Genomic DNA, 26,079 nt, shown 5'->3' on the forward strand with positions numbered 1-26,079 from the left:
GCCGCCGGTACGGCGTGCCGACGGCTGGCCCGGGCGGTGCCCGGGCCTCTGCGGGCCGGACCGGCCAGACGCGGGTCAAGCCACCGAGGGCCGCACGAGCCGGACGCAAGGACCTCTCGCAGGACGCCGTAGCAGACCCCGAGGGTAGGGAGGTCGTGCTCCGGGCCTCCGGGCCGGGCCAGCCGTAGCCGGGCGCGTGCAGAGCGCTCCTACGCGCCCGCGCCGTGGATGGACGTCATTGCCCCTGGACGGCGTACTGGGCGCTCAAGCCCCCGGTGATCGTCCCGCCCGGCCGAAGGCGCCTCGTAGCAGTGCGCGGAAGGCGTCCGCCGCCGGTGTGGATTCGGCGGGGCGGTAGGCCACCGAGATGGTGCGGTGCAGGCGGCCTGCCTCCAGGGGACGGACTCCGACCGGGGTGGATGCCGTGCGGGCCACCATCTCGGGGACGACGGCCACGCCGAGTCCGGCGCTGACGAGGGCGCAGACCACGGCGTATCCGGGAGTCGGGACCAGCAGGGCCGGTGTGGCGCCCGCGTCGGACAGCAGGGCCTCTATGTCCCGGCGGGCCGGATGGTGCGGGGCCATGCTGATCAGCGGCTGGCCGGCCAGCTCCGCCAGGGGCAGCCGGGACGCGGTGCTGCTCAGGGCGTGCCCGGGCGCGGTCACCAGCACCAGTTCGTCCACCAGGATCGGCTCCAGACGCACCGAGGACGGCACGGGGGAGGGCTCGGCCGGGTGGTAGGTGTGGGTCAGGGCCAGGTCCACCTCGCCGGCCGCCACGGCGGTGACGCCGGTCGGCGGGTCGTAGTCCGCGACCGACAGCGTCACGTCCGGATGTGCCCTGCGGAACGCGCTCAGCGCCGGCGGCAGCAGATGCACCCCGGCGGTCGGGAAGGTGCCGAGCCGCAGCGCGCCGCCGGTGAGACCGGTCAGCCGGGCCAGTTCGTGCCGGGCCTGCTCCAACTCGTCCAGCACTCGCCGGGCCCGCGCCACCAGCACCTCGCCCGCCTCGGTCAGCCGGGCCCCGCGATGGTGCCGGACCAGCAGCGCGGTACCCGCCTCCCGCTCCAGCTTGGCCAGCTGCTGGGACAGGGCGGGCGGTGTGTAGCCGAGGCGGTCGGCGGCCCGGGTGATCGAGCCGGCCTCCGCGACGGCCACCAGCGCGGCCAGCCGGGTCGGGTCGTACATGGGTTCAGGATAAGTCGGCCTGAAGCAATGCTTAAGGCTCACCCAAATGAAAGCCGAAATACCTGCTGAAGGCTTCGCCGGGGCAGGCTGGGCGCATGGACGGACAGCTCATCGCCTTCACCGGGATCGCCGCCGGACTGGTCGCCATGCCGGGCGCCGACTTCACCGTGGTCGTACGCAACGCGCTGGTCTCGCGCCGGGCCGGCGCGGTCTGCGCACTCGGCATCGCGGGCGGACTCCTGGTGCACACCACCCTGGCGGTGGCCGGTGTCGCGGCCGTGCTGGTGGCCGTGCCGGCGCTGTTCCGGGCGCTGCAGCTGCTGGGCGGCGCCTATGTGCTGCAGCTCGGGGTGCGCACGCTGTGGTCGCTGCGGGAGGCCGTCCAGGCGCCCGAGGAGAAGGCGCCCGAGCCGGCGCACCCGCTCCGGCAGGGCTTTGTCACCAACGTCCTCAACCCGAAGGCTTCGCTGACCTTCCTCAGCCTGCTGCCGCAGTTCGTGCCCGCCGGGAGCCCCGCACTGCCCCGGACACTGCTGCTCGCGCTCATCGTGTGCGCGCTGGCGCTGGCGTGGTTCCAGGCGGTCGCGCTGCTGGTCGACCGGCTGGGCAGATGGCTGCGCCGGCCCCGGGCCGCCCGTGGGCTCCAGGCGGGCACCGGGGTGGCCCTGACGGTGCTGGGAGCGGCCCTGCTGCTGGAGCCGCTCCTGCCCTGACGGCGGGTCAGCCGACGTGCCACAGCAGGCCGGTCGACCGAACCCGCCACAGCACATCGGTCAACCGAACCCGCCACAGCAGGCCGGTCAACCCAACCCGCCACAGCACATCGGTCAGTCGACCCGCCCCAGCGGACCGGTCAACCGAACCTGCCACGGCAGACCGGTCGGCCGACGGCGCCGTAGCAGGACCGGTCGTGCGGGCCGGTTCGGCCGACCCCGCCGTGGCAGACAGGATCAGCCGACCCGGCCGTACCAGACGCTGTTGGTCCAGATCTTCTGGAGCCGCACCACGTCCCCGGTCCTCGGCGCGTGCCAGATCTTCCCGTGCCCGGCGTAGATGCCGACGTGGTAGACGTAGGAACCCGAGTGGAAGAACACCAGGTCACCGGCCTTGCGTTGGCCGGAGGAAATGTGGTGCGTCTTGTTGTACTGCTGGGCGGCGGTACGCGGCAGGGTCTTGCCCGCCTTCTTGAACGAGTAGAGCGTCAGCCCCGAGCAGTCGAACCTGCGCGGCCCGGTGGCCCCGTACTGGTACGGGGACCCCTTCTTGGAGGCCGCGACCTGCAGTGCTTTTGTCGCGAGAGCCGCGGCCGAGGCATCGGTGGCGAGACCGGGGACCGCGATCGAGCCGCCGACGGCGGCGAGGGTGAGGGCCGAGGCCGTGCCGGCCCGGGCCATGAGCGACGGGACACGATTTGGCGCAGTCATGCGCAACCCTTCGTCAGCCGCCTGTGAAGGATGACCTGTCGGATTCGGGCTGGCGAAGTTGCCCGGCCGCGTTGCCGCGGCTTCACCCCAAGGGTCGCTCGGAACCTCCGGCCGTCTGCGGTGAACAGACGAACATCCGTTCCGGTGACCCGCCTTGCTCGGGTCCTCCACTCCTGCCGATCCACTCCTGTCGACCGGTCGTCCGGGCGGCGGCAGGATTCGGCGTCCGCCCGGACCGCCCCGCCGCGGTGGCGGGGGCTTGTCGTCAGTCAGGGATCTTCACGCACACCGGTCCGAAAATCCCAATACCTGAGGGGATTTGTGGCGTTACTCACCACTCACCCGTTCGGGTGGACAGTGTCGCGATCGAGCCACCGTCAGGTCCCGGACGTAGCCCCGGACCTGGGGCTGAGCGCTTTTCCGTGAACGGCGAACCCGCGTGGAGTGCAAGTCGAAAGGCCCCGAGAACGATCCGGATATACACCGGTCGGCGGTACATCGTTCGGGCCGTTTCAAGTCCGGCCCGAGCGGCGCCTGTCGACATCCGGGTCCCGTACGGCTGGTCCGGCGTCCGGATCAGCCGACGCCGTCGGGCGGGAGCGCGACGCGCGCGGTCCGGCGGTCACCGTCCAGCACCCGCAAGGCCCGTGCCAGCGTGTCCCCGTGCAGCTCCGTCTCGCCCCGCTGCTGCATCAACGCGAGGGCGTCACGCAGCTCTGCGGCCTTGCGCACCAGGGCCTGGGCGGCGCGCAGTCCGCGGTAGGTGTCCCCGCCGTGCGCGGGGTTGACGCGGCCCAGCAGGTCGGCGGCCTCCAGGTAACGGTCGATCAGATCTCCCTCGGCGCCAGTCAGTGCGGGCAGCGGCGGCAGGTCCGGCAGCATCGGCGGCTCACCTCGCATCCGGTGCGCCGGGGGTGCTCCGCCGGCCGGGCACGACGGCGTCCACCAGGCCGTAGGCCACCGCCGCGGGGGCGTCCAGGACCAAGTCCCGCTCCAGGTCGCGGTGTACCTGCTCGGCGGTGCGCCCGGTGTGCCGTACCAGCATCTCCTCCGTCAGCGCGCGGGTCCGGGCGAACTCCTCGGCCTGGATGAGCAGGTCGCTGGGCTGGCCCTGCACCGGCTCGGACAGCTGGGGCTGGGAGAGCACCATGCGCGCGCCGGGCAGGGTGAACCGCTTGCCCGGCGTGCCGGCCGCGAGCAGCAGCGCGGCGTGGGAGGCGGCCTGGCCCAGGCAGTAGGTCGCCACGTCGCAACTGACGTACCGCATCGTGTCGTAGATCGCCGTCAGCGCGCTGAACGCGCCGCCGGGGGAGTTGACGTACAGCGTGATGTCCCGCTCCGGGGCGGCGTGTTCGAGATACATGAACTGCGCCATCACGTCGTTCGCGGCCGCGTCGTCCAGCGGGGTGCCGAGGAAGACGATCCGGTCCTCGAAGAGCTTGCCGTAGGGGTCGAGCGTGCGGACACCGCCGCCGGTGCGCTCGGTGAACTCGGGCAGGACATGACGGGCGAACGCTCGGGACATGGGGCACCCCTTCTCATCGCACGGCCTCCGACGGGCTCGGCTTCTGTAAAAAATGTACAGGACGTACGTGACGTTATGATGGGGGCATGGCCTACGAGATTCCGGTGACGCAAGCCAGGGCTGAGCTCGCCGACCTGATCAACCGCGTCGTGTACGGCGGCGAGCGCGTCGTCGTGACACGGCACGGCAGGCCGCTGGTCGCGCTGGTCTCGGCCGCCGACCTGGAGCGGCTGGACGCACTCGAGGAGCCGGCCGAGGAGCAGGTCATCAGTTCGGTCTCGGGTGTCCGTGAGGCCGGTTCCGCCGCGCGTGAACAGCGGCGGTTCGGGATCGCCGCCGAGCATCGCGGTCCCGGCGCGTCCTGAGCCGCGCCGCGTATCACTGGTCCCATCGCGCGGTCATCGGTGGATCAAGGTCTGGTTAACGTCGCTGAAACTCCAGCGTTCTAGCCTGCCGATCCACGCCATCAGGGGTTCTCCTGCCCGGACCGAGGACGATCCGGGGATTTGTCTGTGCGTTACACCTATCCCCGTCGTGATGGCTGCGGCAACCGGACCCCGCACGGTCCGGAGCAAGGACTGTGAGGTGGGACGTGCAACTGACCCCGCACGAGCAAGAGAGGCTGCTGATCCACGTGGCGGCCGACGTGGCCGAGAAGCGCAGGGCGCGCGGGCTCAGGCTCAACCACCCGGAAGCGGTCGCCCTCATCACGTCGCACATCCTCGAGGGCGCGCGTGACGGCCGTACGGTCGCCGAACTCATGTCCTCCGGTCGCAAGCTCCTCACCAGGGACGACGTCATGGACGGGGTCCCCGAGATGATCCACGACGTCCAGGCCGAGGCCACCTTCCCGGATGGCACCAAGCTCGTCACCGTCCACGACCCGATCATCTGAGGGGCCGCGATGATTCCCGGAGAGATCCTGTTCGCGGACGACCCCCTCCTCGTCAACGAGGGCCGCGAGGTCACCCGCCTCACCGTCCTCAACGCCGCCGACCGGCCGGTCCAGGTCGGCTCCCACTACCACTTCGCCGAGGCCAACCCCGGCCTGGAGTTCGACCGCGCCGCGGCCCGCGGCAAGCGGCTGAACGTCGCCGCCGGCACCGCCGTGCGCTTCGAGCCCGGCATCCCGGTCGACGTCGAGCTCGTGCCCCTCGCCGGTGCCCGGATCGTGCCGGGGCTGCGCGGGGAGACCGGAGGTGCCCTCGATGCCTGAGATCTCCCGCGGCGCCTACGCCGACCTGTTCGGGCCGACCACCGGTGACCGCATCCGGCTCGCCGACACCGACCTGCTGATCGAGATCGAGGAGGACCGCTCCGGCGGACCCGGTGCGTCCGGCGACGAGGCGGTGTTCGGCGGCGGCAAGGTCATCCGCGAGTCCATGGGCCAGTCCCGCGCCACCCGGGCCGAGGGCACCCCCGACACGGTGATCACCGGTGCCGTCGTCGTCGACCACTGGGGCGTCGTCAAGGCCGACATCGGCATCCGCGACGGCCGGATCGCCGCCATCGGCAAGGCCGGCAACCCGGACACCATGGACGGTGTCCACCCCGACCTGGTCATCGGACCCGAGACCGAGATCATCGCGGGCAACGGGCGGATCCTCACCGCCGGCGCCATCGACGCGCACGTCCACTTCATCTGTCCCCAGATCGCCGACGAGGCGCTGGCCTCCGGCATCACCACCCTGGTCGGGGGCGGCACCGGCCCTGCCGAGGGCTCCAAGGCGACCACCGTCACGCCCGGCCCCTGGCACCTCGCCCGGATGTTCGAGGCGATGGAGGCCTACCCGGTCAACGTCGGCTTCCTCGGCAAGGGCAACACCGTCTCGCACGAGGCGATGCTCTCCCAGATCCGTGGCGGCGCGGCCGGCCTGAAGCTGCACGAGGACTGGGGCTCCACCCCGGCCGTCATCGACGCCGCGCTCACCGTCGCCGACCGCACGGGTATCCAGGTCGCCATCCACACCGACACCCTGAACGAGGCCGGTTTCGTCGGCGACACCCTCGCCGCGATCGCGGGCCGGGGCCTCCACTCGTACCACACCGAGGGCGCCGGCGGCGGGCACGCGCCGGACATCATGACCGTGGTCTCGCAGCCCAACGTGCTGCCCAGCTCCACCAATCCGACCCGGCCCTACACCGTCAACACCGCCGAGGAACACCTCGACATGCTGATGGTGTGCCACCACCTCAACTCCGCCGTCCCCGAGGACCTGGCGTTCGCCGAGTCCAGGATCCGGCCGTCCACCATCGGCGCGGAGGACGTCCTGCACGACCTCGGCGCGATCTCGATCATCTCCTCGGACTCCCAGGCCATGGGCCGCGTCGGCGAGGTCATCCTGCGCACCTGGCAGACCGCCCATGTGATGAAGCGCAGGCGCGGGGCACTGCCCGGTGACGGACGCGCGGACAACCACCGCGTGCGTCGCTATGTCGCCAAGTACACGATCAACCCCGCGCTCGCCCAGGGCCTCGCCGCCGAGATCGGCTCGGTCGAGACCGGCAAGCTCGCCGACCTGGTGCTGTGGGAGCCCGCGTTCTTCGGGGTGAAGCCGCAGCTCGTGCTCAAGGGCGGGCAGATCGCCTACGCGCAGATGGGCGACGCCAACGCCTCCATCCCCACCCCGCAGCCGATCCTGCCCCGCCCGATGTACGGCGCGATCGGCCGTGCCCCGGCCGCCAACTCGGTCAACTTCGTGGCCCCGTCGGCGATCGAGGACGGGCTGCCGGAGCGGCTCGGGCTCGGCAAGCGGTTCGCGGCGATCACGTCCACGCGCGCGGTGACCAAGGCCGACATGCGTGAGAACGACGCCCGGCCCGACGTCAGGATCGACCCCGACAGCTTCGCCGTGCACATCGACGGCGAGCTGGTGGAGGCGAGCCCGGCAGCCGAACTGCCCATGGCCCAGCGCTACTTCCTCTTCTGATGGGGGCGTGATGTCACGGGCAGCGCTTCTCGTCCTGGCCGACGGCCGCTTCCCCGCCGGAGGCCACGCGCACTCCGGCGGGGCGGAGGCCGCCGTCAAGGCGGGCCGGATCACCTCCGCCGCGAACCTGGAGGACTTCTGCCGGGGCCGGCTGCACACCGCCGGGCTGGTCGCGGGCGCGCTGGCCGCCGCCGCCGTACTCGGCGTGGACCCGGGGGACTTGGACGCGGCGGCGGACGCCCGTACGCCGTCGCCCGCACTGCGGACCGCCGCGCGCAGGCTGGGGCGGCAGCTGATGCGGGCGGCCAGGGCCACCTGGCCCTGCGACGAACTCGAGGCACTGGCCCGCCAGTTCCCGAAGGGCGCGCACCAGCCGGTGGTCCTCGGTCTGGCCGCGCGGGCCGCCGGGCTGGGGCCGGACGACGCGGCGTACTGCGCGGCGTACGAGAGCGTGAGCGGGCCGGCGACGGCCACGGTACGGCTCCTGAGCCTCGACCCGTTCGACGCGACCGGTGTGCTGGCCCGGCTCGCGCCGGAGCTGGACCGCGTCGCGGTGACGGCGGTGGAGGCGGCGCGGAGGGTGCCCGACGAGGGTGTCGATGCGCTGCCCGCCGCGTCGGGGCCCTTGCTGGAGGTCGGTGCGCAATGGCATGCGGCCTGGCCCGTACGGCTGTTCGCGTCGTAGCCGTCGCCCCCGCCGCCCCTGCACTTCCCGTCCTCCAAGGGGCTCCGCCCCCTGGACCCCCGATCGGCCTGAACGGCCTCGCCCTCGAACGCCGGACAGGCTGATCGACGCCGGACCCGGCTGAAAACGGAGCCACTGCCATGCACCTCGACCACACCCACTCCGGCCCCGCCGCCCTCAGCGCGGACGCGCACCGTCCCGACGGCTCGCGCCGCGCCCTGCGCATCGGGCTCGGCGGCCCGGTCGGATCCGGGAAGACGGCCACCGTCGCCGCGCTGTGCCGGGCCCTGCGCGACGAGCTGTCGCTGGCCGTCGTCACCAACGACATCTACACCCGTGAGGACGCCGAGTTCCTGCTCCGGGAGGCCGTGCTGCCGCCCGAGCGGATCACGGCCGTGGAGACGGGCGCCTGCCCGCACACCGCCATCCGCGACGACATCTCCGCCAACCTCGAAGCCGTGGAGGACCTGGAGGAGGCGGTCGGCCCGCTGGACCTGATCCTCGTCGAGTCCGGCGGCGACAACCTCACCGCGACCTTCTCCAAGGGGCTCGTGGACGCGCAGATCTTCGTGATCGACGTGGCCGGCGGCGACGACATCCCGCGCAAGGGCGGCCCCGGTGTCACCACCGCCGACCTGCTCGTCGTCAACAAGACCGATCTCGCCCCGTACGTCGGCTCCGATCTCGCCCGGATGGCCGCCGACGCCAAGGCCCAGCGGGCCGAACTCCCCGTGGTCTTCCAGTCGTTGCGCGGCGAGCGGGGGGTCGCCGACGTGGCGGCCTGGGTGCGCGAGCGGCTCGCCGCGTGGACGGCATGACGGCCACCGGGGTCCGGGCAGACGCGCGGATCGTGGCCCGCGCCGACGGCCGCGGCGGCACCGCGCTGCCCGTACTGGACAGCGACGGCCCGCTGGCCCTGCGCCGCACCCGGGCCGCCGGCTGCGAGGCGAGGGTCATGGTCGTCGGCGCGATGAGCGGCCCGCTCGGCGGCGACCGGTTCTCGCTCACGGCGAGCGTGACGGAGGGCGCCCGGCTGCACGTCGGCTCCGCCGCCGCCACCCTCGCCCTGCCCGGGCAGGCCAAGGACGAAGCCCGTTACGACGTACGGCTCGACGTGGCCGACGACGCCGAACTGCACTGGCTCCCCGAGCAGTTGATCTCGGCCCGCGGCAGCGACCTGCATGTCACGACCCGCGCCGAACTCGCCGCCGGAGCCCGGCTCGTGCTGCGCGAGGAGCAGGTGCTCGGGCGGGCGGGGGAGGAGCCCGGGCGGCTCACCAGCCGCCTGACCGTGCGGATGGCGGGCCGTGCGGTGCTGGACCAGGAACTGACCTGCGGGCCCGGGGCGCCGGGGGGCTGGGACGGACCGGCGGGGCTGGCGGGGCACCGTGCGGTAGGTCAACTGGTCGTCGTACGACCCGAGTTCGCCCAGCATCCGGTCGAGCCCCAGCTGCTGGACGAGTGCGCCGCCCTGATGCCGCTGGCCGGTCCGGCGGCACTGGTCAGCGCCGTGGCACCGGACGCACTACGGCTGCGAAGACTCCTGGACGAGTCACTGGCAAGGCTCGACGGGCGAACGTGACCATCCGTTTATCGGATTGGTAAAGATGACAGGCACCCCCTGTTCTCAGACGGCTCACAGCCGAGAGGATCCCCGAACTGACCACTCGCAGTGATCCTGATGTAGGGGGAGGGGCCCACTTGAGGGACAACAGTCCGAAGAGCCGCCTGCTGGCGCTCGGTTCGGCCGGAGCACTCGTCACCGCCACCCTGATCGCCGGTGCCGTCACGGCGCCCGCGGCCAGCGCCGCCGGCCGGACCGGCCAGGACCGGGAGGCCCAGGGCGCCGCCATCGCCGCCGCCCGCGCCGCCAAGGCCGGCATCGACTGGCAGGACTGCCCGGCCGACTGGGGGCTGGAGAAGCCCATCCAGTGCGGCTGGGTCAGCGTGCCGCTGAACTACGCCCACCCGTACGGCAAGCAGATCAAGCTCGCCGTGGACCGTATCGGCAACACGGGCACCAAGGAGGAGCGCCAGGGCGCCCTCGTCTACAACCCGGGCGGCCCCGGCGGCTCCGGCCTGCGCTTCCCGCGCCGGGTCACCACCAAGAACGCCATCTGGGCGAACGTCGCCAAGGCCTACGACTTCGTCGGCTTCGACCCGCGCGGCGTCGGCCACTCCGCGCCCATCTCCTGCGAGGACCCGCAGGAGTTCGTGAAGGCGCCGAAGATGGACCCGGTGCCGGACACCGAGGCGGACAAGACGGCCCAGCGCAAGCTGGCCCGTGAATACGCGGACGGCTGCCTGGAGCGTACCGGCCAGGCCATGCTCCAGCAGATGACCACGCCGAACACCGCCCGCGACCTGGACGTCATCCGCGCCGCCCTGGGTGAGAAGAAGCTCAACTACCTCGGTGTCTCCTACGGCACCTACCTCGGCGCCGTCTACGGCACTCTCTTCCCGGGCCACCTGCGCCGCATGATCGTGGACAGCGTGGTCAACCCCGCCCGCGAGAACATCTGGTACCAGGCGAACCTGGGCCAGGACATCGCCTTCGAGGGCCGCTGGAAGGACTGGGAGGACTGGGTCGCCGCGAACGACGCCGCCTTCCACCTCGGCACCACCCGCGCCGCCGTCCAGGCCAAGTGGCTCGAACTGCGCGCCACCGCCAAGAAGAACCCCATCGGCGGGGTCGTCGGCCCGGCCGAGCTGATCTCCTTCTTCCAGAGCGCGCCGTACTACGACTCCTCGTGGGTGCCGGTCGCCACGGTGTTCGGCAAGTACTTCGCCGGTGACACCAAGGCGCTGGTCGACGCCGCCGCGCCCGACCTGTCGAACACGGCCGGCAACATCTCCGCCGAGAACGGCAACGCCGTCTACACGGCCGTCGAGTGCACCGACGCCAAGTGGCCCACCAGCTGGAAGAAGTGGGACCGGGACAACACCCGGCTCAACGCGGACTACCCGTTCATGACCTGGGCCAACGCCTGGATGAACCTGCCCTGCGCCACCTGGCCGGTCAAGCAGCGGACCCCGGTCGACGTGATGACCCACAAGGGCCTGCCGCAGGTGCTGATCGTGCAGTCGACCCGGGACGCGGCCACCCCGTACGAGGGCGCCGTCGAACTGCACTCGCGGTTCCAGGGCTCCCGGCTGATTACCGAGAAGGACGCGGGCTCGCACGGTGTGACCGGCCTGGTCAACCCCTGCATCAACCAGCGCGTCGACGCCTACCTGCTCGACGGCAAGCTGGACGGCGCGGACGTGACCTGCGGCCCGCACGCCACGCCCAAGCCGTGACCGGGATCGTACGGTGACGAGGGGCGGCCGGGCTCTCCGGCCGCCCCTCGCTCATGGCCGCGGGGGCGGATCCGTGGAGACGGTGAAAGACCCCGCCTCTGCGATGGACCGATGACGTCGATCAAGCAGTTCCAGGTCACCTTCGACTGCGCAGACCCTCAGCGCGTCGCTCGGCGTTCGCCATGCAGGACGTCGAGGGCAACGAGTTCTGTCTCGACTGATCCGGAACCACCTTTCGGTGTCCACGAGCAGGGACCGGTGCGGGGCGGAGGCCGACCCGCGTCAACGACATCGACGACGACCAGCTGAGGCGCTCCGTGCGGGACGGTGCTCCGCGAAACGCCGCCTGCGCGCCGGCCTGCTCGTCCGTCGGGACTCGATCCGCGCCTTCGCTCATACCGCGAACCGGGCGTCCTCGGCCGGGTAGTCGAACAGGTCCGGATACGCCCGGGCGAGGAGCGGGAAGCCCTCCCGCCAGTCCCGCCCGGCGAGCGCGTCCGTCAGCCACTCCACCGTCTCCGGCAGGCTCTCGGCGTAGGAGACCACCGGACGGTAGTCCAACTCCCGCTGGGCGGCGGACATGTCGAAGACGACCGGCAGTGCAACCGACCAAGGCGTCCTCCCCACGGAACCGTCGGGAGGACCGTCCAACAGCGCCGTCTTCGTCTCCACGCCCATCACCGCGTCGATCGCCGTCCCGATCCCGGCCACCGTCGGCGCCTCGCCGTCACAGGCGTTGAGTACCCGGGCACCGGGCCGGGCCGCCGCCAGCCGGACGAGCTCGGCGATGTTCCGGGCGCTCGACGGATGGAACCGGCTCTCGCCCCGGTACGACAGCACGCGCCTGCGTCTGCCGTCGAGATTCCGCTTGACGAAGTACAGCTCACGGGCCAGCGGACTGTACGGCCCGTGCACCGCGCCCGGCCGCAGCACGGTCACCGGCAACCGGTCGGCGGCCGCGAGGAGTTCGTGTTCCAGCGCGGCCTTGCGGGTGCCGTACGACGCCTCGCCCGGGGCCACCGTCGGCTGGGTCTCGGGGACCGGCACCGGATAGGCCGGAAAGCCCTCCGGCTCGTGCTGCGTGTCGAAGTTCCGGCCCTCGCCGTCGTCGTACACGGACACGCTGGAGATCACCACCGCCGAGCCGACACGGCCCGCGAGGGCCGTCAACTGCCGTGCGTGCGCGGCATCGTACGCGACCATGTCGACCACCAGATCGCAGCCGTCGCCGACCACCGCGGCCAGGGCCGCGTCGTCGGAGCGGTCCAGCCGGACCGTGCATACCTCCTCGCCCCACGCCCGGTCCCGGCCGCCGCCCCGCGAGGCCGCCGTCACCTCCCAGCCGTCCCGTACCAGCGCCGCCACCGCCGGACGGCCGATCTGCCCGCTCGCCCCGATCACCACAGCCCTCTTCATACGGCGAGCCTAGGCACGCCGGCGGCCCGGGCGGCGGCCCTTCTGCCGTCGGCAGAGGCGGCTCAGCCGAGCGGCGCCCGCGGGAACCTGCGCTCCCTGGTGCCCGTCTCGGCGGCCTGCCGCTCCTTGACGACGGCCGCGTACTCGTCGACGTACTCCTGCTCGGACAGCGTCAGGATGGAGTACATGATCTCGTCCGTGACGGCCCGCAGGATCGCCTTCTCCTGCTCCATACCGGCATAGCGGGAGAAGTCGAGCGGCTTGCCGAAGCGGATGGTCACCGGGCGGATGTTCGGGATGACCTTCCCCGGCGGCTGGGCCTCGAACGTGCCGATCATCGCGCACGGCACGACCGGCACCCCGGCCTTCAGCGCCATCACCGCGACGCCGACCTTGCCCTTGTACAGCCTGCCGTCGTGCGAACGGGTGCCCTCCGGATAGATCCCCAAAAGCTCGCCGCGGCGCAGCACCTTCAGACCCTCGCGGATCGCAGCCTGCCCCGCATCCTTGCCCGAGCGGTCCACCGGGATCTGCCCGGCGCTGCGGAAGAAGAACGCGGTGAGCCGGCCCTTGAGCCCCGGGCCGGTGAAGTACTCCGCCTTGGCGAGGAAGGTGATCCGGCGCCTGAGCATCGCCGGCATCAGGAAGTGGTCGGAGAAGGACAGATGGTTCCCGGCGACGATCGCGGGGCCGGAGTCCGGCACGTTCTCCAGCCCCTCGATCCGGGGCCGGAAGAACAGTCTCAGCAGGGGACCCAGCAGCACGTACTTGAGCAGGTAGTAGAACAACGGCTCGCCCCTTACCTCGTCCAGCCCACGCCGCGTGCGCCTGTCGTCATCTGTAACCGCAACCGGCCATGCCCATGCCGTTCGTCGAGCCAGTCGCCGGTGATGCGGGCGGGCACAGCCTGACGGTAGTGCGGGCAGGCGGCGATGTCCTCGTAGGCGCAGCCGAGCGCGCACTCGAGCAGATCGAGCGAGGCCTGGGCCGCTGCGATCCGCCGGCACAACGCCTCCCCCTCGCCCTCCAGTACGGCCCGTCCGGCCGCCGGATCCGCCGCCGCGGTGAGCGAGCGGATGACGTCCAGCGGCCAGTCGGCCTCCTTGGCCTGCAGGATCACGGCGACGCGGGTGACGTCCGCGGGGCCGTACCGCCGCCGTTCCGCCGCGTCGTGGGCGGGGGTGAGGAGGCCCGTGGCCTCCCAGTGCCGCACCGCTTGCGGGGCCGGGCCGAATCGCTCCGCCAGTGCGCCGATGCTCAGGGGCGGCGAACCGCCGGTTGACCTCATGCCGACATTAAGTCGCACGCCGGCCGGCATGACCAGGCCGGAAGAGCAACAGCCGTGCTCCGGCGCGGAATTCGCCGCCGTACCCGACGCCATGGCGGGGCACCCCGCCGCCGAGCGGCTGCGCCGCCACTCGTACGCCTTGCTGCGTCCGCGCCCCGGCGCGCCGGTCGTGGACGTCGGCTGCGGCACCGGAGGGGCCGTGGCGGAGCCGGCCGAGCGGGGCGCTCGGGCGGGGCGCTCGGGCGGTCGGGATCGACCCCGCCGAGCCGATGCCCACGAGCGCCCGCCGACGGGGCCGGATGCGGATCTGCGGCAGGCGGACGCCTACGCGCTGCCGCCGGCCGACGGTTCGATGCTCGCCCGGCGGGCGGGCAAGGTGTTCCACGAACTGGCCGAGCCGGCCCGGGCGTTGGGGGAGGCACGGCGGGTGCTCCGCGCGGCCGGATCGTGCTCCTCGGCCAGGACTGGGACACCGTCGTCATCGACTCCGACGACCCCGAGCTGACCCGGACCCTTGTCCAGGCCCGCGCCGGCCGGGGCACCGCGCCCCGGTCCGCACGCCACTACGCCGCCGACGACACGGCGCTGGTCATCGTGCGGCTGTGCCCCACGGTGCGGCGGGGGCATCAGGGACGGTCCGGCGCCGTGGCCGAGCCCACGCACAACGGCAGGGCCACGAAGAGCCGGTCGGAGGCGGCACGGGTGCGTTGTCCGGCGAGCCGTGACTGCGCGCGGTCCGGGGTCACCGGGCTCTCCCCGACGCCTCGGTGCCCTCCACCAGGCCGGCCGGGCAGGGTTGCGGCCGAGCGCGTCGGCCAAGCCGGCGTCCAGGAAGAGGGAGCGCTTCCCCGGGAGACAGCAGCGGCCCACCCGATGGGGGGGTGTGCACGTGCCGTGTGGGTCAGGCCGGCTGGTCCGTCGTGGACTGCTCGGCCCAGATGATCTTCCCGCCGGGGGCGAAGCGGGTTCCCCACCGCTGGCTGAACTGGGAGACCAGCAGCAGTCCGCGGCCGCCCTCGTCCGTGGCGCGCGGATGGCGCAGATGGGGCGCGGTGGCGCTGCCGTCGGAGACCTCGCAGATCACTGCGGCCCGCTCCCTGATCAGCCGGAGCCGGAAGGGGCCGTCCGCGTGCCGGATGGCGTTCGTGACCAGCTCGCTCACGACCAGTTCCGTGGTGAACGCCAACTCCTCCAGCCCCCACTCGCTCAGCTGCCGGGTGGCCTCCTTGCGGGCGTCGGCGACCACGGCCGGGTCGGCGGGCAGATCCCAGTCGGCGACCCGGCCGGCGCCGAGCAGCCTGGTGCGGGCCATCAGCAGGGCCACGTCGTCGTGCGGCCGGGCGGGAACCAGCGTGTCGACCAGGGTCCGGCAGCGGGCGTCGAGGGTGGGGGCGCGCTGTTCCAGGGCGCGGCGCAGCCGGTCGCGGTTCACGGCGACGGCCCCGGCACCGTCTCCGTCGTCACCGTGGACCAGCAGCCCGTCGGTGTGCAGGGCCAGCGTGCTGCCCTCGGCCAGCGTCAGTTCGACCGCCTCGAAGGGCGGACCGCCCGCGCCGAGCGGCGGCCCCTGCGGCAGGTCGACGAAGCTGACGGCGCCGTCGGGCAGGACGACGGCGGGCGCGGGATGGCCGGCGGCGGCCATCGTGCACAACCCGTTGACGGGGTCGTAGATCACGTACACGCAGCCCGCCCCCACCGCCTGGATACCGGCGGCCTCCGGGTCCTCGGACCGGACGCCTTCTTCCCGGGCCATCCGCCCCACCAGGTCGTCGAGGTGCGCGAGGACCTCCTCGGGCGGCAGGTCGAGCGCCGCGAGGGTGCGCACGGCGGTGCGCAGCCGCCCCATGGCCGCCGCGGCGTCGATCCCGTGCCCCGGCACCTCGCCCACGACCAGGGCCACGCGCGCACCGGACAGCGGGATGACGTCGTACCAGTCGCCGCCGAGGCCGGTCAGCTCGTCGGCTGGCCGGTAGCAGGCGGCCACCTCCACCGCGTCCTGCTCGGGCAGCCGGTGCGGCAGCAGGTTGCGCTGCAGGACCAGGGCCGCGTTCCGCTCCCGGGTGTAGCGGCGGGCGTTGTCCACGCAGACCGCCGCCCGTGACACCAGGTCCTCGGCGAGACTCATGTCGTCCTCGTCGAACGGCTCCGGTCGGCGGCGCCGGAAGAACGTGGTGACGCCCAGCGTGATGCCCCGGGCGCGGATGGGCACGATCATCACGCTGTGCACACCGAGTTCCAGGAAGGTCGCGACCCGGCCGCCCGGGATGTCGGTCGCCCACTCCTTGGCCAGCGGGTCCAGCCGTTCCTCACGCCAGGACCGGCCCGTGGTCAGACTGCGGATCGGGGGCGATCCGGCGAGGTAGGTGGCCACCGCTCCGATCTCGACGACGGCCTCCGGGACCCCGGGGTTCACCGACTGGTGCCCGGCCCGCCGCAGCGGCACCTGGTCCGTGTCGCTCGGCGGCTCGGGCTCCGCACCCCGCAGCACGGAATCCAGCAGGTCGACGCTGACGAAGTCGGCGAAGTCCTGCACGGCCACGTCGGCCAGTTCCTGCGCCGTCCGCACGATGTCCAGGGTGCGGCCGATCTGTTCGCCGGCCCGGTCGAGCAGGGCCAGTCGCTGCCGGGCTCGGTGCCGGTCGGTGATGTCGACGACCGTGTAGTACACGCCCATCGGGTGGCCCCGGTCGTCGTCGAGGCGGGTGAACGACATCATGTGCGCCGTCTCCCGGTGCGGCGCGGACCGCACCTGGCCCACATGCTCGTAACCGACCACCGGCCGGCCGGTCTCCAGCACGTGCCGCATCTGCGCCTCGATGTCGGCGGAGTCGATGCCCGGCTGGATCTCCGCGAGCCGCCGGCCCAGCCGCTCGCCCGGGGAGCCGCCGCCGTACCGCTCCAGGGCCTCGTTCGACCACACGCACCGCAGATCGGTGTCCACGATGGCCATCCCGACGGCGGCATAGGTCACCATCTGCTCCAGCACCCCACGGCTCATGTCCCAGCCGCGTGCCCCCGCCACGTCGGAGACGAGAACCAGCCAGTGCGGGGCCCCGCCGGGTTCCACCGCCGGAGTGATCCGCACCATCACCCGCTTCGGCTGCCCGCCCTTGCACCGTGCGGTCAGCAGCCCCGCCCAGCCGCCGTCCCTGCGGCAGCGCTCGGCCAGTTCGGGCACTCGCGCGGCGTCCGCGGCGGACAGCAGGCCGGTCACCCTGGTGCCCACCACCTCGGCAGCCGAGTAGGCCAGCAGGCGCTGGGCGCCCCGCGTCCAGCTCGTCACCACGCCCTGTGCGTCGAGCAGCAGGGGTGCGGCGTCGGCCACGTCGAACCGCTGCCGGGTGACGTCCTGCTCCTCGTGAGTGCCCACGGCCGACCTCTCTGTAGCTGAGAGTGGTCTACCCCCTCTTGGCTCAATCTTCACCCTTCGGGCAGACGAGCGGTGGTCGGGGGGCGGCCCGCGGCCACCCCCCGACCCACGTCAAGAACCCAGCACCTTCTCCAGTGCCGCCAACGCGGAGCGCAGCTCCTCCGCCGTGATCGTCAGCGGCGGTGCCAGCCGGATGGTGGAACCGTGGGTGTCCTTCACCAGGATCCCCTCCCGCATCAGCCGCTCGCTGATCTCGCGGCCGGTGCCGATCGCCGGGTCGATGTCGATGCCCGCCCACAGGCCACGGGAGCGAAAGCCCACCACGCCCCGGCCGGCCAGCTCCGTCAGCCCGTCCCGCAGGAGCACGCCCAGCTCGGCGGCCCGGCGCTGGAACTCACCGGTCTGCAGCAGCTCGATCACGGCCGTGCCGACCGCCGCCGCGAGCGGGTTGCCGCCGAACGTGGAGCCGTGCTCGCCCGGGTGCAGCACCCCCAGCACCTCGCGCCGGGCCACCACCGCCGACACCGGCACGATCCCGCCCCCCAGCGCCTTGCCGAGCAGGAGCACGTCCGGTACGACGTCCTCGTGCTCGACGGCGAAGGTGCGGCCGGTGCGGCCGAGGCCCGACTGGATCTCGTCGGCGATGAACAGACAGCCCTTGCGGCGGGTCAGCTCGCGCACCCCGGCGAGATAGCCGTGGTCCGGGATGACGACACCCGCCTCGCCCTGGATGGGCTCGATCAGCACGGCCGCCGTGGTCTCGTCGACGGCCTCCTCCAGTGCGGCCAGGTCGTTGTACGGCACGATCCGGAAGCCGGGCGTGAAGGGGCCGAAGCCCGCCCGGGCCGTGTCGTCCGTGGAGAAGCTGACGATGGTCGTCGTACGGCCGTGGAAGTTCTCCGCCGCGACCACGATCGTCGCCCGGTCGGCGGGCACGCCCTTCACGTCGTACGCCCACTTGCGGGCCACCTTGATGCCGCTCTCCACCGCCTCCGCGCCGGTGTTCATCGGCAGCACCATGTCCAGGCCGGTCAGCTCCGCGAGCCGCTCGGCGAACCCGGCGAGCCGGTCGTTGTGGAAGGCGCGGGAGGTCAGCGTCAGCTGGTCGAGCTGGCGGTGCGCGGCCTCGATCAGCGCGGGGTGGCGATGGCCGAAGTTCAGGGCCGAGTAGCCGGCGAGCATGTCCAGGTAGCGGCGGCCCTCGACGTCCTCCACCCAGGTGCCCTCGGCGCGGGCGACCACCACCGGCAGCGGGTGGTAGTTGTGCGCCAGGACCGGCTCCTCCGCACGGATCAGGTCGTCGGACGTACGGGTGCGCGGGGGTGCGGTCATGAGCGGATCTCCTGGGTGCAGCACTTGATGCCGCCGCCGGCCTTGTGGAACTCGGACAGGTCGACGGGGACGGGGGCGTATCCGTGGTCGGCGAGCCGCTCGGCGAGCGCCTCGGCCTGGGGGGCGATGAAGACGTTCTGTCCGTCGGAGACGGAGTTCAGGCCGAACGCCATCGCGTCGTCGCGGGTGGCCAGCACCGCGTCCGGGTACAGCCGGCGCAGCACCTCGCGGCTGCCGGCCGAGAACGCCTCGGGGTAGTAGCAGATGTTGTCGTCGTCGAGGACGAACAGCGCCGTGTCCAGGTGGTAGAAGTACGGATCCACCAGGGTCAGGCCGATCACCGGATGACCGAGGAACTCCTGTGCCTCCCGGTGCGCCTCACGGGTGGTGCGGAACCCGGTGCCGGCGAGCACGTACCGGCCCGTCCACACCAGGTCGCCCTCGCCCTCGGTCACCGACTCGGGGCGGTGGACGTCGTAGCCGGCCGTCTTGAACCAGGTGTCGTAGTGCAGCGACTCCGGGCGCCGCTCCGGCGCGTGGAACAGGGAACCGAAGACCCGGCCGCCGACCACGACCGCCGCGTTGGCGGCGAAGACCATGTCGGGCAGGCCGGGGACCGGCTCGACCGACTCGACGGTGTGCCCGTGGTCGCGGTAGGCGCGGATCAGCGTCTGCCACTGCTCCCGGGCGAGGTCCACGTCGACCGGCTTGTCGGGCTGCATCCAGGGATTGATCGCGTACTGCACGGCGAAGTGTCTGGGTTCGCAGACGAGGAAGCGCCGAGGACGCTGGGCACGGCTTTCGGACACAGAGGGTTTCCTCCGCTTTGCTATGTGTCACTTGGGGATGCACACCACGGTAGAAAGGGAGGCAGACGGCCGACAAGAAACAAGAGCTGCGTGGATGCGCAGCATCGCTGCGTTCTTCAGGGCGTACACGCAGGACTCCTGCGCATGGCTCGACTCATTCCGGTGCGGCGTGGGTCGCGCCGGCTTCCGGGCTTTCCGGGAGGAGGTGGGACAGCACCATCACGCTGATCGTCTTCCGGATGAACGGCTCGACCCGGATCCGCTCGAGCACCTCCTCGAAGTGCTCGACGTCCCGCGCCCGCACGTGCAGCAGTGCGTCGGCGCCGCCGGTGACCGTCATGGCCGCCGTGATCTCCGGATGGTTGCGCACCACCTCCGCCAGCCGTCGGGGCGGAGCCGCCCCCTCGCAGTAGACCTCGACGTAGGCCTCGGTGCGCCAGCCGAGCGCGGCGGGCTTGACCGTCGCCGTGAACCCGGTGATCACCCCGGTCTCCCGGAGCCGGTCCACGCGCCGCTTGACCGCGGTCGCGGACAACCCGATGTCCGCGCCGATCTCGGCGAAGCTGGTCCGGGCGTTCGCCATCAGGGCGGTGATGATCTTGCGGTCGAGGTCGTCGAACGAGGTGGTCCTGCTGTTCATGCGGGAACTGTAGTCAGCCCCGGGGCGGCCGGCCTCACGACTGGGTGACGACCATGGCGAGCGTCAGCAGCCCCAGCACCACCCATCCGAACCACAGCCAGCCGTTGCTGCCGAGCGCGACCGTGTAGGCGGTCACGACGACCAGCCCGCCGACCGTGAGAGCCCCCATCGCCTTGGTGGAACCGTTCGTGGAACCGGGCATCGCGACACCCTCCTCTTGGTCCGTCCATGACCATGGTGCCCCGGTTCTCGGCCGGACGGGACGGCTCCGCACCAGCTCTCGCGTGCGGCTCAGCTCTCGCGTGCGTTGAGCGAGGCCAGATAGGCGTTGTACGCCTCCAGCTCCTTGTCGCCGTCCCGGTCCGCGGCCCGGTCCTTGCGCCTGGCCTGTCGCTGCTCGGAGCCGTACCACTGGAACAGCAGCGCGATCAGCACCAGCACGGACGGGATCTCGCTGAACGCCCAGGCGATCCCGCCGGCCGCGTTCTGGTCGGACAGCGCGTCGATGCCGAGGGAGGCCGAAGGGTGCTTGAAGGTGTCCACCATCGGCTCCGTGGCCATCATCAGCGCGATACCGAAGAACGCGTGGAACGGCATGCCCGCGAACAGCTCCAGCATCCGCATCACGTACCCCGGGCGGTACGGACCCGGGTCGACGCCCATGATCGGCCAGAAGAACACCATGCCCACGGCGAAGAAGTGCACCATCATCGCGATGTGCCCGGCCCTCGACCCCATCAGGAAGTCGAACAACGGGGTGAAGTACAGGACATACAGGCTCGCGATGAACATCGGGATCGTGAACGCCGGGTGCGTGACGATCCGCATGTAGCGGCTGTGCAGCAGCGCCAGCAGCAGCTCGCGCGGGCCCTTGCGGCCCCGGCCGGCGGTCGGCAGCGCCCGCAGCGCCAGCGTGACCGGGGCGCCGAGCAGGATCAGGATCGGCGACAGCATGCTGATCACCATGTGCTGCACCATGTGCACGCTGAACATCACCATGCCGTAGTCGTTCAGCTTGGTGCACATCACCAGGGCGACGGTCAGCACACCGACGACGTACGACACCGTGCGGCCCGCGGACCAGGCGTCCCCCCGCCGCCGCAGCCGTACGACACCCCAGCCGTACAGGGCGAGCCCGGCCAGGCAGGCCACGAGGAAGAACGGATCCGCCGACCACTGGAGCCCCCGCCCCAGCGTGAACGGCGGCAGATCCATCATCATGCCGTGTCCGCTGTGATCCATCCGGCGGCTCCTGATTCGTGGGGGTTGTGCGAGTTGTCCGCCCCAAGAGTAGAACCGCCCCCGGTCACTGCCGTGACCGGGGGCGGGTTGTTCTCGGGCGAACTACAGGACGCACTCCGCCTCGTCGTACCGCTCCACCGGGACGGTCTTGAGGGTCTCGACCGCCTCCGCCAGCGACACCATCACGATGTCGGTCCCGCGCAGAGCCGTCATCCGCCCGAACTCACCCCGGTGCACGGCCTCCACCGCGTGCCAGCCGAAACGGGTCGCCAGCACCCGGTCGTACGCCGTCGGCGTGCCGCCCCGCTGCACATGACCCAGGATCACCGGACGCGCCTCCTTGCCGAGCCGCTGCTCCAGTTCGACCGACAGCTGCCGGGCGATCCCGGCGAAGCGCTCGTGGCCGTAGATGTCCTTGCCGCCCTCGTCGAAGTCCATGGTGTCGGCCTTCGGCTTGGCGCCCTCGGCCGCGACCACGATGGCGAACCGCTTGCCCGCCTCGAACCGCTCACCGACCCGCTGCGTCAACTCCTCGATGTCGAAGGGCCGTTCCGGGACGACGATGGCGTGGGCGCCGGCCGCCATGCCGGAGTGCAGCGCGATCCAGCCGGTGTGCCGGCCCATGACCTCCACGATCAGCACCCGCTGGTGGGACTCGGCGGTGGTCTTCAGCCGGTCCAGGGCCTCCGTCGCGACGGTGACGGCCGTGTCGAAACCGAAGGTGACGTCCGTGACAGCGATGTCGTTGTCGATGGTCTTGGGCACGCCCACGATCGGCAGCCCGTTGTCCGACAGCAGCCGGGCCGCCTTCAGCGTGCCCTCACCGCCGATCGGGATGATCGCGTCCAGGCCGAGTTCCGCGACATGGCCCTTGGCCCGCTCGACACCGTCCCGCAGATGCTCCGGGCGGACCCGGGAGGAGCCGAGGATGGTGCCGCCGCGCGCCAGGATGCCGCCCACGGCGTCGAGGTCGAGCTTGAGATAGTCGCACTCCAGGAGGCCCTTCCAGCCGTCCCGGAAACCGATGACCTCGTCGCCGTGGTCGGCGACGGCACGGTGCACGACGGACCGGATGACGGCGTTCAGGCCGGGGCAGTCGCCGCCGGACGTGAGGACACCAATGCGCATAGCCCGAAATACCTTCTCAACGTGGGCCGGGAAACCGGACCACGTTGTCCGGCGGATTCACGGCCACCCTACCGGCGTGAGGGGGTGGCTCCGTAGCGGGCGTCCGCCTGCTGGACGGGCCCGCACATGTGAGCGGACGGCCCGTCAGGCGGGCCCGCCACGAGGCTGCCCGCACCACGCCGGAACGTCGCCGAAGTCGCGCCCGGGCGGGCTGCTGCGCAGCGGTACCTACGCAGGCTGCTGCGCAGCCGCGATGCGCTCGTTGCGGAGTGCCTCGTACCAGCGGTCGTCGATCGGCGGCAGTGCGTTGACGTCGAGGGCCAGCTTCAGCAGCAGGTCGGCGATCTGCGGGTTGCGGGCGAGGACCGGGCCGTGCATGTACGTGCCGAAGACGGTCCCGTTGTACGCACCCTCCGTGCCGTCCCCGGTGCCGTTGCCCTTGCCGATCTTCACCTGCGCGAAGGGGCGGGCGGTGGGGCCGAGGTGGGTGACACCCTGGTGGTTCTCGAAGCCGGTCAGCTGCGGCAGGCCCAGCTGCGGGTCGATGTCGCCGAGCACGTCACCGACGCACCGCTCGCCCTCGCCGCGCACCGACACCACGTCGAGCAGGCCGAGGCCGGGCTCGCGCTGGCCGAGGTCGTTGATGAACTCGTGGCCGAGGATCTGGTAGCCGGCGCAGACGGAGAACACGATCGCGCCGTTCTGCACCGCACGGGACAGGTGCCCGTCACGGCGCAGCCGCTCGGCCGCCAGCCGCTGCGGACGGTCCTCGCCGCCGCCGATCAGGTAGATGTCGCCGGAGGTCGGGATCGGCTGGTCGCTGCGCACGTCCAGCCGGGCCACGTCCAGGCCGCGCTGCCGCGCCCGCCGCTCCACGACGAGCGCGTTGCCCTGGTCGCCGTACGTGCTCAGCAGGTCCGGGTAGATCCACACCAGCCGCAGTTGGTTGTCGCTCATGAGGTGATCGCCCTTCGAGGATCAGAAGATCAGTTGCCGACGCGGCGGCGCAGGTCCTGGAACGCGGTGTAGTTCGCGATGACCTCGATCCGGCCCGGCGGGCACATCTGCACGGCCTGGTCGAGGTCGTCGCAGACCTGGAAGTGCTGGTTCGCGACCTCCAGACGCACGGCGAGGTCCAGCTTCCGGTCGCCGATCACGAAGATCGGGTGGCCGGTCAGCCGGGTGTAGTCCACGTCCCAGAGCCAGGAGGTGTCGGTGCCGTCGGCGCCGCGGGCGTTCACGGACAGGATCACCGGGGCGGGCGGCGGGTCGATCAGGGAGAACGTCTCCAGCCAGCCGGCCGGGTTCTTGGCCAGCAGCAGCCGCAGATCGCGGTTCTGGAACTGCACGACGTCATAACGTCCTGCGACGGCCTGCACCTGGTACATCCGCTCCAGGGCAACCTGCGGCGGCACCCCGAAGACGGCGGCGACCGCCGCGGAGGAGGCGGCGTTCGCCTTGTTGGCGCGGCCGGGAAGCTGCAGATGAATGGGCCAGGCGGACCCGTGCGGATCCAGCACGTGATCCCCGGACAGCGCCCAGGTCGGCGTGGGCCGGCGGAACCCGCACTCACCGCAGAACCAGTCCTCGCCGGGGCGCTGCATCACGCCACCGCAGGACGGGCAGGACCAGGCGTCGTCCTTCCACATCTGTCCGGCCGCGACCCAGATCACGTTCGGGGACGAGGAGGCGGCCCACACCACCAGCGGGTCGTCGCAGTTGGCGACGACGACGGCCTTGGAGCCGGCCAGGCCCTCGCGCCAGTTCTCGGCGAGCATCCGGGTCTCGGCGGCACGGTCGAGCTGGTCCCGGGAGAGGTTGAGCAGGGCGATGCACTTCGGGTCGGTGTCCCGGGCCACACCGGCCAGGTACTTCTCGTCGACCTCGATGACACCGAACTTCGCGTCCGAGCCGCCCGCCAGCGCGGAGGTGATACCGGCCGGCATGTTGGCGCCCAGCGCGTTCGACACGACCGGGCCCGCGGCGCGCAGCGCCTCGGCGATCAGCCGGGTGGTCGTCGTCTTGCCGTTGGTGGCGGACACCAGGACGACGTCCAGGTTCTGCGCGAGCCGTGCGAGCAGGTCGGGGTCGAGTTTCAGCGCGACCCGGCCACCGATCACCGACCCGCTGCCGCGCCCCGCGGCGCGCGATGCCGCAGCGACCGCCTTGCCCGCGGTCACGGCCAGCTTGGCCCGCGGCGTGAGCGGGTCCGAGTTGCCTGCCATCAGTTCTCGATCCTCCTTGCGTACGCGCCGCGCCTGGGGCCCTCCGGCAGCGTGGTGTGACCTCAGCCTATCGAGATCCGTTCGCACACCCGAATCCCGGCCCACGCCTTGAGCGGCGGGCATGGGCTGAACGAACCGTACCCTTGCCGCCATGCGACACGGTTCCATTCCGGGCGCCCACGGGCGAGTCCGGCCTCTCACCCTGCTCGGCGACGTGGCTTTGCGCGAACAATGCCGGGAAGTAACCGAATTCGGCCCCGAACTGGCGGCCCTCGTGGAGGACCTGTTCGCCACGATGTACGCGGCGCAGGGGGTCGGCCTGGCGGCGAATCAGGTGGGGGTGCCGCTGCGGGTGTTCGTGTACGACTGCCCGGACGACGACGATGTCCGGCATCTTGGACATGTGGTGAACCCGCGTCTGGTGGAGGCGGACGGGGTGGTGATCCGGGGCCCGGAGGGTTGCCTGTCCCTGCCGGGCCTGGAGGCGGGCACCGAGCGCTACGACCATGCGGTGATCGAGGGCTGCACGGTGACGGGGGAGCCGGTGACCGTGCACGGCACGGGGTTCTTCGCACGGTGCTTGCAGCATGAGTACGACCACGTGGAGGGCCGGGTCTATGCGGATCACCTGACGGGTTGGCGCAAGCGCAGACTGGCGAGGCGGATCAAGCGAGCCTCATGGAACCGGGGGGCCGGTCCGGCTTGAAGGGGTGCGGGGCTGTACCGATATGCGGCTTTGCCGCGTGGCCGCGACAAGCCCCCACCGGCCCGCACCCGACAAGCGACCCTCAGAACCCCGGACCGCCCATTTTGTCCCCCGCGGCAGCAAGCCGTCCCCAGAGCAGATCAGCCAGGGACCGCACCAACTCGGCCCGGGAACAAGGCCGTTCCCCCAGCCACCAGTCACCCGCCGCATGCATCATCCCGACGATCCCGTGCCCCCACACCCGGGCCAGCTGCTGGCTCTCCGGACCGAGATCCACCCGCTCCTCGATGACCTGGGCCAACTCCTCGCCCATCCTGCGGAGCAACGGCGCCGAATGCTTGCCGACGTCGAAGCCCTGCTCCGCACCCGCGCTCCCCTCCGCCGGGTGCATCAGGAAGCGGTACACCTGGGGCCGCGCCTCGATCGCGGCGAGATACGTGTCCAGCGTCGACTCGACCCGCTCCCGCCGGTCCGCGGGAGCGTCCAGCGCGGCCCGCAGCGAATCGAGCAGCGCGTCCGTGTGCCGCTTGGCCAGAGCCGCGTACAGGCCCCCCTTGTCGCCGAAGTGGCGGTAGAGGATCGGTTTGGTGATGCCCGCCTCGGCCGCGATCGCGTTCATCGACGCCTGCGGGCCGTCGCGCAGCACCACCCGGTCGGCGGCCTCCAGCAGCTCGCGCCGTCGGCGGTCGGCGGACCGCTGCTGATCGGTCCGCTGTGTGGTGTCCATGTGCTCTCCCCACCCGTGCTGATTCGGTGACGCCTGCGCAAACTAACACTGACCGCGCCCCTGACATCGAACGGGATGCCGAGACGTCATCAGCGGTTGACTTTTCCTACCCGTCGGTAACACACTCGGGTTACCGCTAGTAAC

At 71.8% G+C, this 26,079-nt stretch carries 28 protein-coding genes and 1 riboswitch; of the genes, 11 read left to right on the top strand and 17 right to left on the bottom strand.

Annotation, left to right across the window (positions count from 1 at the left end):
- Positions 1–264 precede the first annotated feature (264 nt).
- Positions 265–1,188, bottom strand: coding sequence for a LysR family transcriptional regulator (locus ACWGJ5_RS26615; protein ID WP_453312188.1), 924 nt, complete (start codon positions 1,186–1,188; stop codon positions 265–267).
- 95 nt (positions 1,189–1,283) lie between these two features.
- Here ACWGJ5_RS26615 and ACWGJ5_RS26620 point away from each other — a divergent pair, with 95 nt between their 5' ends.
- On the top strand, positions 1,284–1,901 hold the full coding sequence (locus ACWGJ5_RS26620) for a LysE family translocator (RefSeq protein ID WP_453312189.1): 618 nt from the start codon (positions 1,284–1,286) through the stop codon (positions 1,899–1,901).
- A gap of 237 nt (positions 1,902–2,138) precedes the next feature.
- Here ACWGJ5_RS26620 and ACWGJ5_RS26625 read toward each other — a convergent pair whose 3' ends face one another.
- From ACWGJ5_RS26625 to ACWGJ5_RS26635, 3 genes are all read right to left on the bottom strand, one after another.
- A complete protein-coding gene (locus tag ACWGJ5_RS26625; protein ID WP_453312190.1) occupies positions 2,139–2,612 on the bottom strand; it encodes a C40 family peptidase in 474 nt (157 codons plus the stop codon).
- A 3-nt stretch (positions 2,613–2,615) separates the two neighbouring features.
- A riboswitch (cyclic di-AMP (ydaO/yuaA leader) is annotated at positions 2,616–2,753 on the bottom strand.
- A gap of 435 nt (positions 2,754–3,188) precedes the next feature.
- Positions 3,189–3,494, bottom strand: coding sequence for a hypothetical protein (locus ACWGJ5_RS26630; protein ID WP_453312191.1), 306 nt, complete (start codon positions 3,492–3,494; stop codon positions 3,189–3,191).
- 7 nt (positions 3,495–3,501) lie between these two features.
- Positions 3,502–4,137: an ATP-dependent Clp protease proteolytic subunit gene (locus ACWGJ5_RS26635; protein ID WP_453312192.1), complete on the bottom strand. Its 636-nt coding sequence runs from the start codon at positions 4,135–4,137 to the stop codon at positions 3,502–3,504.
- An 86-nt stretch (positions 4,138–4,223) separates the two neighbouring features.
- Here ACWGJ5_RS26635 and ACWGJ5_RS26640 point away from each other — a divergent pair, with 86 nt between their 5' ends.
- From ACWGJ5_RS26640 to ACWGJ5_RS26675, 8 genes are all read left to right on the top strand, one after another.
- Positions 4,224–4,502 (top strand): type II toxin-antitoxin system Phd/YefM family antitoxin, encoded by a 279-nt coding sequence (locus ACWGJ5_RS26640; protein ID WP_453312193.1) that lies wholly within the window; start codon positions 4,224–4,226, stop codon positions 4,500–4,502.
- Between the two features lie 227 nt (positions 4,503–4,729).
- Complete coding sequence (locus ACWGJ5_RS26645) at positions 4,730–5,032, top strand: urease subunit gamma (protein WP_453312194.1); 303 nt, start codon at positions 4,730–4,732, stop codon at positions 5,030–5,032.
- A 9-nt stretch (positions 5,033–5,041) separates the two neighbouring features.
- A complete protein-coding gene (locus ACWGJ5_RS26650; RefSeq protein WP_453312195.1) occupies positions 5,042–5,353 on the top strand; it encodes an urease subunit beta in 312 nt (103 codons plus the stop codon).
- Positions 5,346–7,067: an urease subunit alpha gene (locus ACWGJ5_RS26655; protein WP_453312196.1), complete on the top strand. Its 1,722-nt coding sequence runs from the start codon at positions 5,346–5,348 to the stop codon at positions 7,065–7,067. Before ACWGJ5_RS26650 ends, ACWGJ5_RS26655 begins: the two co-directional genes overlap by 8 nt.
- Positions 7,068–7,077: 10 nt before the next feature.
- Positions 7,078–7,752 (top strand): urease accessory protein UreF, encoded by a 675-nt coding sequence (locus tag ACWGJ5_RS26660; RefSeq protein ID WP_453312245.1) that lies wholly within the window; start codon positions 7,078–7,080, stop codon positions 7,750–7,752.
- Positions 7,753–7,892: 140 nt separating this feature from the next.
- Entirely contained in the window at positions 7,893–8,570 is a 678-nt protein-coding gene (gene ureG / locus ACWGJ5_RS26665; RefSeq protein ID WP_453312197.1) for an urease accessory protein UreG, read from the top strand.
- A complete protein-coding gene (locus tag ACWGJ5_RS26670; RefSeq protein WP_453312198.1) occupies positions 8,567–9,334 on the top strand; it encodes an urease accessory protein UreD in 768 nt (255 codons plus the stop codon). Before ureG ends, ACWGJ5_RS26670 begins: the two co-directional genes overlap by 4 nt.
- Before the next feature lie 119 nt (positions 9,335–9,453).
- Complete coding sequence (locus tag ACWGJ5_RS26675) at positions 9,454–11,052, top strand: alpha/beta hydrolase (protein WP_453312199.1); 1,599 nt, start codon at positions 9,454–9,456, stop codon at positions 11,050–11,052.
- A gap of 393 nt (positions 11,053–11,445) precedes the next feature.
- On the opposite strand, the gene ACWGJ5_RS26680 is transcribed toward ACWGJ5_RS26675, so the two are convergent.
- The 3 genes from ACWGJ5_RS26680 to ACWGJ5_RS26690 form a co-directional block, all read right to left on the bottom strand.
- Positions 11,446–12,468, bottom strand: coding sequence for an NAD-dependent epimerase/dehydratase family protein (locus ACWGJ5_RS26680; RefSeq protein WP_453312200.1), 1,023 nt, complete (start codon positions 12,466–12,468; stop codon positions 11,446–11,448).
- Positions 12,469–12,530: 62 nt separating this feature from the next.
- Complete coding sequence (locus tag ACWGJ5_RS26685; RefSeq protein ID WP_453312201.1) at positions 12,531–13,256, bottom strand: lysophospholipid acyltransferase family protein; 726 nt, start codon at positions 13,254–13,256, stop codon at positions 12,531–12,533.
- Positions 13,257–13,267: 11 nt separating this feature from the next.
- Entirely contained in the window at positions 13,268–13,756 is a 489-nt protein-coding gene (locus ACWGJ5_RS26690; RefSeq protein WP_453312202.1) for a MerR family transcriptional regulator, read from the bottom strand.
- A gap of 28 nt (positions 13,757–13,784) precedes the next feature.
- Between ACWGJ5_RS26690 and ACWGJ5_RS26695 the strand changes: the two genes are divergently transcribed.
- Positions 13,785–14,261 (top strand): methyltransferase domain-containing protein, encoded by a 477-nt coding sequence (locus tag ACWGJ5_RS26695; protein ID WP_453312203.1) that lies wholly within the window; start codon positions 13,785–13,787, stop codon positions 14,259–14,261.
- A gap of 396 nt (positions 14,262–14,657) precedes the next feature.
- Here ACWGJ5_RS26695 and ACWGJ5_RS26700 read toward each other — a convergent pair whose 3' ends face one another.
- The 9 genes from ACWGJ5_RS26700 to ACWGJ5_RS26740 all read right to left on the bottom strand — a co-directional run bounded on the left by ACWGJ5_RS26700 (position 14,658) and on the right by ACWGJ5_RS26740 (position 24,502).
- Positions 14,658–17,126 (bottom strand): SpoIIE family protein phosphatase, encoded by a 2,469-nt coding sequence (locus ACWGJ5_RS26700; protein ID WP_453312204.1) that lies wholly within the window; start codon positions 17,124–17,126, stop codon positions 14,658–14,660.
- A 111-nt stretch (positions 17,127–17,237) separates the two neighbouring features.
- The gene (rocD, locus tag ACWGJ5_RS26705) at positions 17,238–18,458 is read right to left on the bottom strand and encodes an ornithine--oxo-acid transaminase (protein ID WP_453312205.1); all 1,221 of its coding nucleotides are present in this window, start codon (positions 18,456–18,458) and stop codon (positions 17,238–17,240) included.
- On the bottom strand, positions 18,455–19,267 hold the full coding sequence (gene ddaH, locus ACWGJ5_RS26710) for a dimethylargininase (protein ID WP_453312206.1): 813 nt from the start codon (positions 19,265–19,267) through the stop codon (positions 18,455–18,457). The genes rocD and ddaH overlap by 4 nt, the downstream gene beginning before the upstream one ends.
- A 154-nt stretch (positions 19,268–19,421) precedes the next feature.
- On the bottom strand, positions 19,422–19,907 hold the full coding sequence (locus ACWGJ5_RS26715) for an Lrp/AsnC family transcriptional regulator (protein WP_228617141.1): 486 nt from the start codon (positions 19,905–19,907) through the stop codon (positions 19,422–19,424).
- Between the two features lie 34 nt (positions 19,908–19,941).
- A complete protein-coding gene (locus ACWGJ5_RS26720) occupies positions 19,942–20,109 on the bottom strand; it encodes a hypothetical protein (RefSeq protein ID WP_107093214.1) in 168 nt (55 codons plus the stop codon).
- 89 nt (positions 20,110–20,198) lie between these two features.
- Positions 20,199–21,149, bottom strand: a complete 951-nt coding sequence (locus tag ACWGJ5_RS26725; protein ID WP_453312207.1) for a cytochrome c oxidase assembly protein — start codon at positions 21,147–21,149, stop codon at positions 20,199–20,201.
- Positions 21,150–21,251: 102 nt separating this feature from the next.
- Positions 21,252–22,277, bottom strand: a complete 1,026-nt coding sequence (locus tag ACWGJ5_RS26730; RefSeq protein WP_453312208.1) for a 6-phosphofructokinase — start codon at positions 22,275–22,277, stop codon at positions 21,252–21,254.
- Positions 22,278–22,505: 228 nt separating this feature from the next.
- Positions 22,506–23,234 (bottom strand): type 1 glutamine amidotransferase, encoded by a 729-nt coding sequence (locus tag ACWGJ5_RS26735; protein WP_228617146.1) that lies wholly within the window; start codon positions 23,232–23,234, stop codon positions 22,506–22,508.
- Positions 23,235–23,263: 29 nt separating this feature from the next.
- Positions 23,264–24,502, bottom strand: coding sequence for a MurT ligase domain-containing protein (locus tag ACWGJ5_RS26740; protein WP_228617148.1), 1,239 nt, complete (start codon positions 24,500–24,502; stop codon positions 23,264–23,266).
- Positions 24,503–24,653: 151 nt separating this feature from the next.
- On the opposite strand from ACWGJ5_RS26740, the gene def reads away from it, so the two are divergent.
- Positions 24,654–25,208, top strand: a complete 555-nt coding sequence (def, locus tag ACWGJ5_RS26745; protein WP_453312209.1) for a peptide deformylase — start codon at positions 24,654–24,656, stop codon at positions 25,206–25,208.
- Between the two features lie 82 nt (positions 25,209–25,290).
- On the opposite strand, the gene ACWGJ5_RS26750 is transcribed toward def, so the two are convergent.
- Positions 25,291–25,935, bottom strand: a complete 645-nt coding sequence (locus ACWGJ5_RS26750) for a TetR family transcriptional regulator (RefSeq protein ID WP_453312210.1) — start codon at positions 25,933–25,935, stop codon at positions 25,291–25,293.
- Between the last annotated feature and the right edge of the window lie 144 nt (positions 25,936–26,079).

Source organism: Streptomyces sp. NPDC054783 (assembly GCF_053611725.1).

Coding starts and splice junctions, on each gene's coding strand:
- ACWGJ5_RS26615 (WP_453312188.1), bottom strand. CDS start 1,188: ATGTACGACCCGACCCGGCTGGCCGCGCTGGTGGCCGTCGCGGAGGCC.
- ACWGJ5_RS26620 (WP_453312189.1), top strand. CDS start 1,284: ATGGACGGACAGCTCATCGCCTTCACCGGGATCGCCGCCGGACTGGTC.
- ACWGJ5_RS26625 (WP_453312190.1), bottom strand. CDS start 2,612: ATGACTGCGCCAAATCGTGTCCCGTCGCTCATGGCCCGGGCCGGCACG.
- ACWGJ5_RS26630 (WP_453312191.1), bottom strand. CDS start 3,494: ATGCTGCCGGACCTGCCGCCGCTGCCCGCACTGACTGGCGCCGAGGGA.
- ACWGJ5_RS26635 (WP_453312192.1), bottom strand. CDS start 4,137: ATGTCCCGAGCGTTCGCCCGTCATGTCCTGCCCGAGTTCACCGAGCGC.
- ACWGJ5_RS26640 (WP_453312193.1), top strand. CDS start 4,224: ATGGCCTACGAGATTCCGGTGACGCAAGCCAGGGCTGAGCTCGCCGAC.
- ACWGJ5_RS26650 (WP_453312195.1), top strand. CDS start 5,042: ATGATTCCCGGAGAGATCCTGTTCGCGGACGACCCCCTCCTCGTCAAC.
- ACWGJ5_RS26655 (WP_453312196.1), top strand. CDS start 5,346: ATGCCTGAGATCTCCCGCGGCGCCTACGCCGACCTGTTCGGGCCGACC.
- ACWGJ5_RS26660 (WP_453312245.1), top strand. CDS start 7,078: ATGTCACGGGCAGCGCTTCTCGTCCTGGCCGACGGCCGCTTCCCCGCC.
- ureG (WP_453312197.1), top strand. CDS start 7,893: ATGCACCTCGACCACACCCACTCCGGCCCCGCCGCCCTCAGCGCGGAC.
- ACWGJ5_RS26670 (WP_453312198.1), top strand. CDS start 8,567: ATGACGGCCACCGGGGTCCGGGCAGACGCGCGGATCGTGGCCCGCGCC.
- ACWGJ5_RS26680 (WP_453312200.1), bottom strand. CDS start 12,468: ATGAAGAGGGCTGTGGTGATCGGGGCGAGCGGGCAGATCGGCCGTCCG.
- ACWGJ5_RS26690 (WP_453312202.1), bottom strand. CDS start 13,756: ATGAGGTCAACCGGCGGTTCGCCGCCCCTGAGCATCGGCGCACTGGCG.
- ACWGJ5_RS26695 (WP_453312203.1), top strand. CDS start 13,785: ATGACCAGGCCGGAAGAGCAACAGCCGTGCTCCGGCGCGGAATTCGCC.
- rocD (WP_453312205.1), bottom strand. CDS start 18,458: ATGACCGCACCCCCGCGCACCCGTACGTCCGACGACCTGATCCGTGCG.
- ACWGJ5_RS26715 (WP_228617141.1), bottom strand. CDS start 19,907: ATGAACAGCAGGACCACCTCGTTCGACGACCTCGACCGCAAGATCATC.
- ACWGJ5_RS26720 (WP_107093214.1), bottom strand. CDS start 20,109: ATGCCCGGTTCCACGAACGGTTCCACCAAGGCGATGGGGGCTCTCACG.
- ACWGJ5_RS26725 (WP_453312207.1), bottom strand. CDS start 21,149: ATGGATCACAGCGGACACGGCATGATGATGGATCTGCCGCCGTTCACG.
- ACWGJ5_RS26730 (WP_453312208.1), bottom strand. CDS start 22,277: ATGCGCATTGGTGTCCTCACGTCCGGCGGCGACTGCCCCGGCCTGAAC.
- ACWGJ5_RS26735 (WP_228617146.1), bottom strand. CDS start 23,234: ATGAGCGACAACCAACTGCGGCTGGTGTGGATCTACCCGGACCTGCTG.
- ACWGJ5_RS26740 (WP_228617148.1), bottom strand. CDS start 24,502: ATGGCAGGCAACTCGGACCCGCTCACGCCGCGGGCCAAGCTGGCCGTG.
- def (WP_453312209.1), top strand. CDS start 24,654: ATGCGACACGGTTCCATTCCGGGCGCCCACGGGCGAGTCCGGCCTCTC.
- ACWGJ5_RS26750 (WP_453312210.1), bottom strand. CDS start 25,935: ATGGACACCACACAGCGGACCGATCAGCAGCGGTCCGCCGACCGCCGA.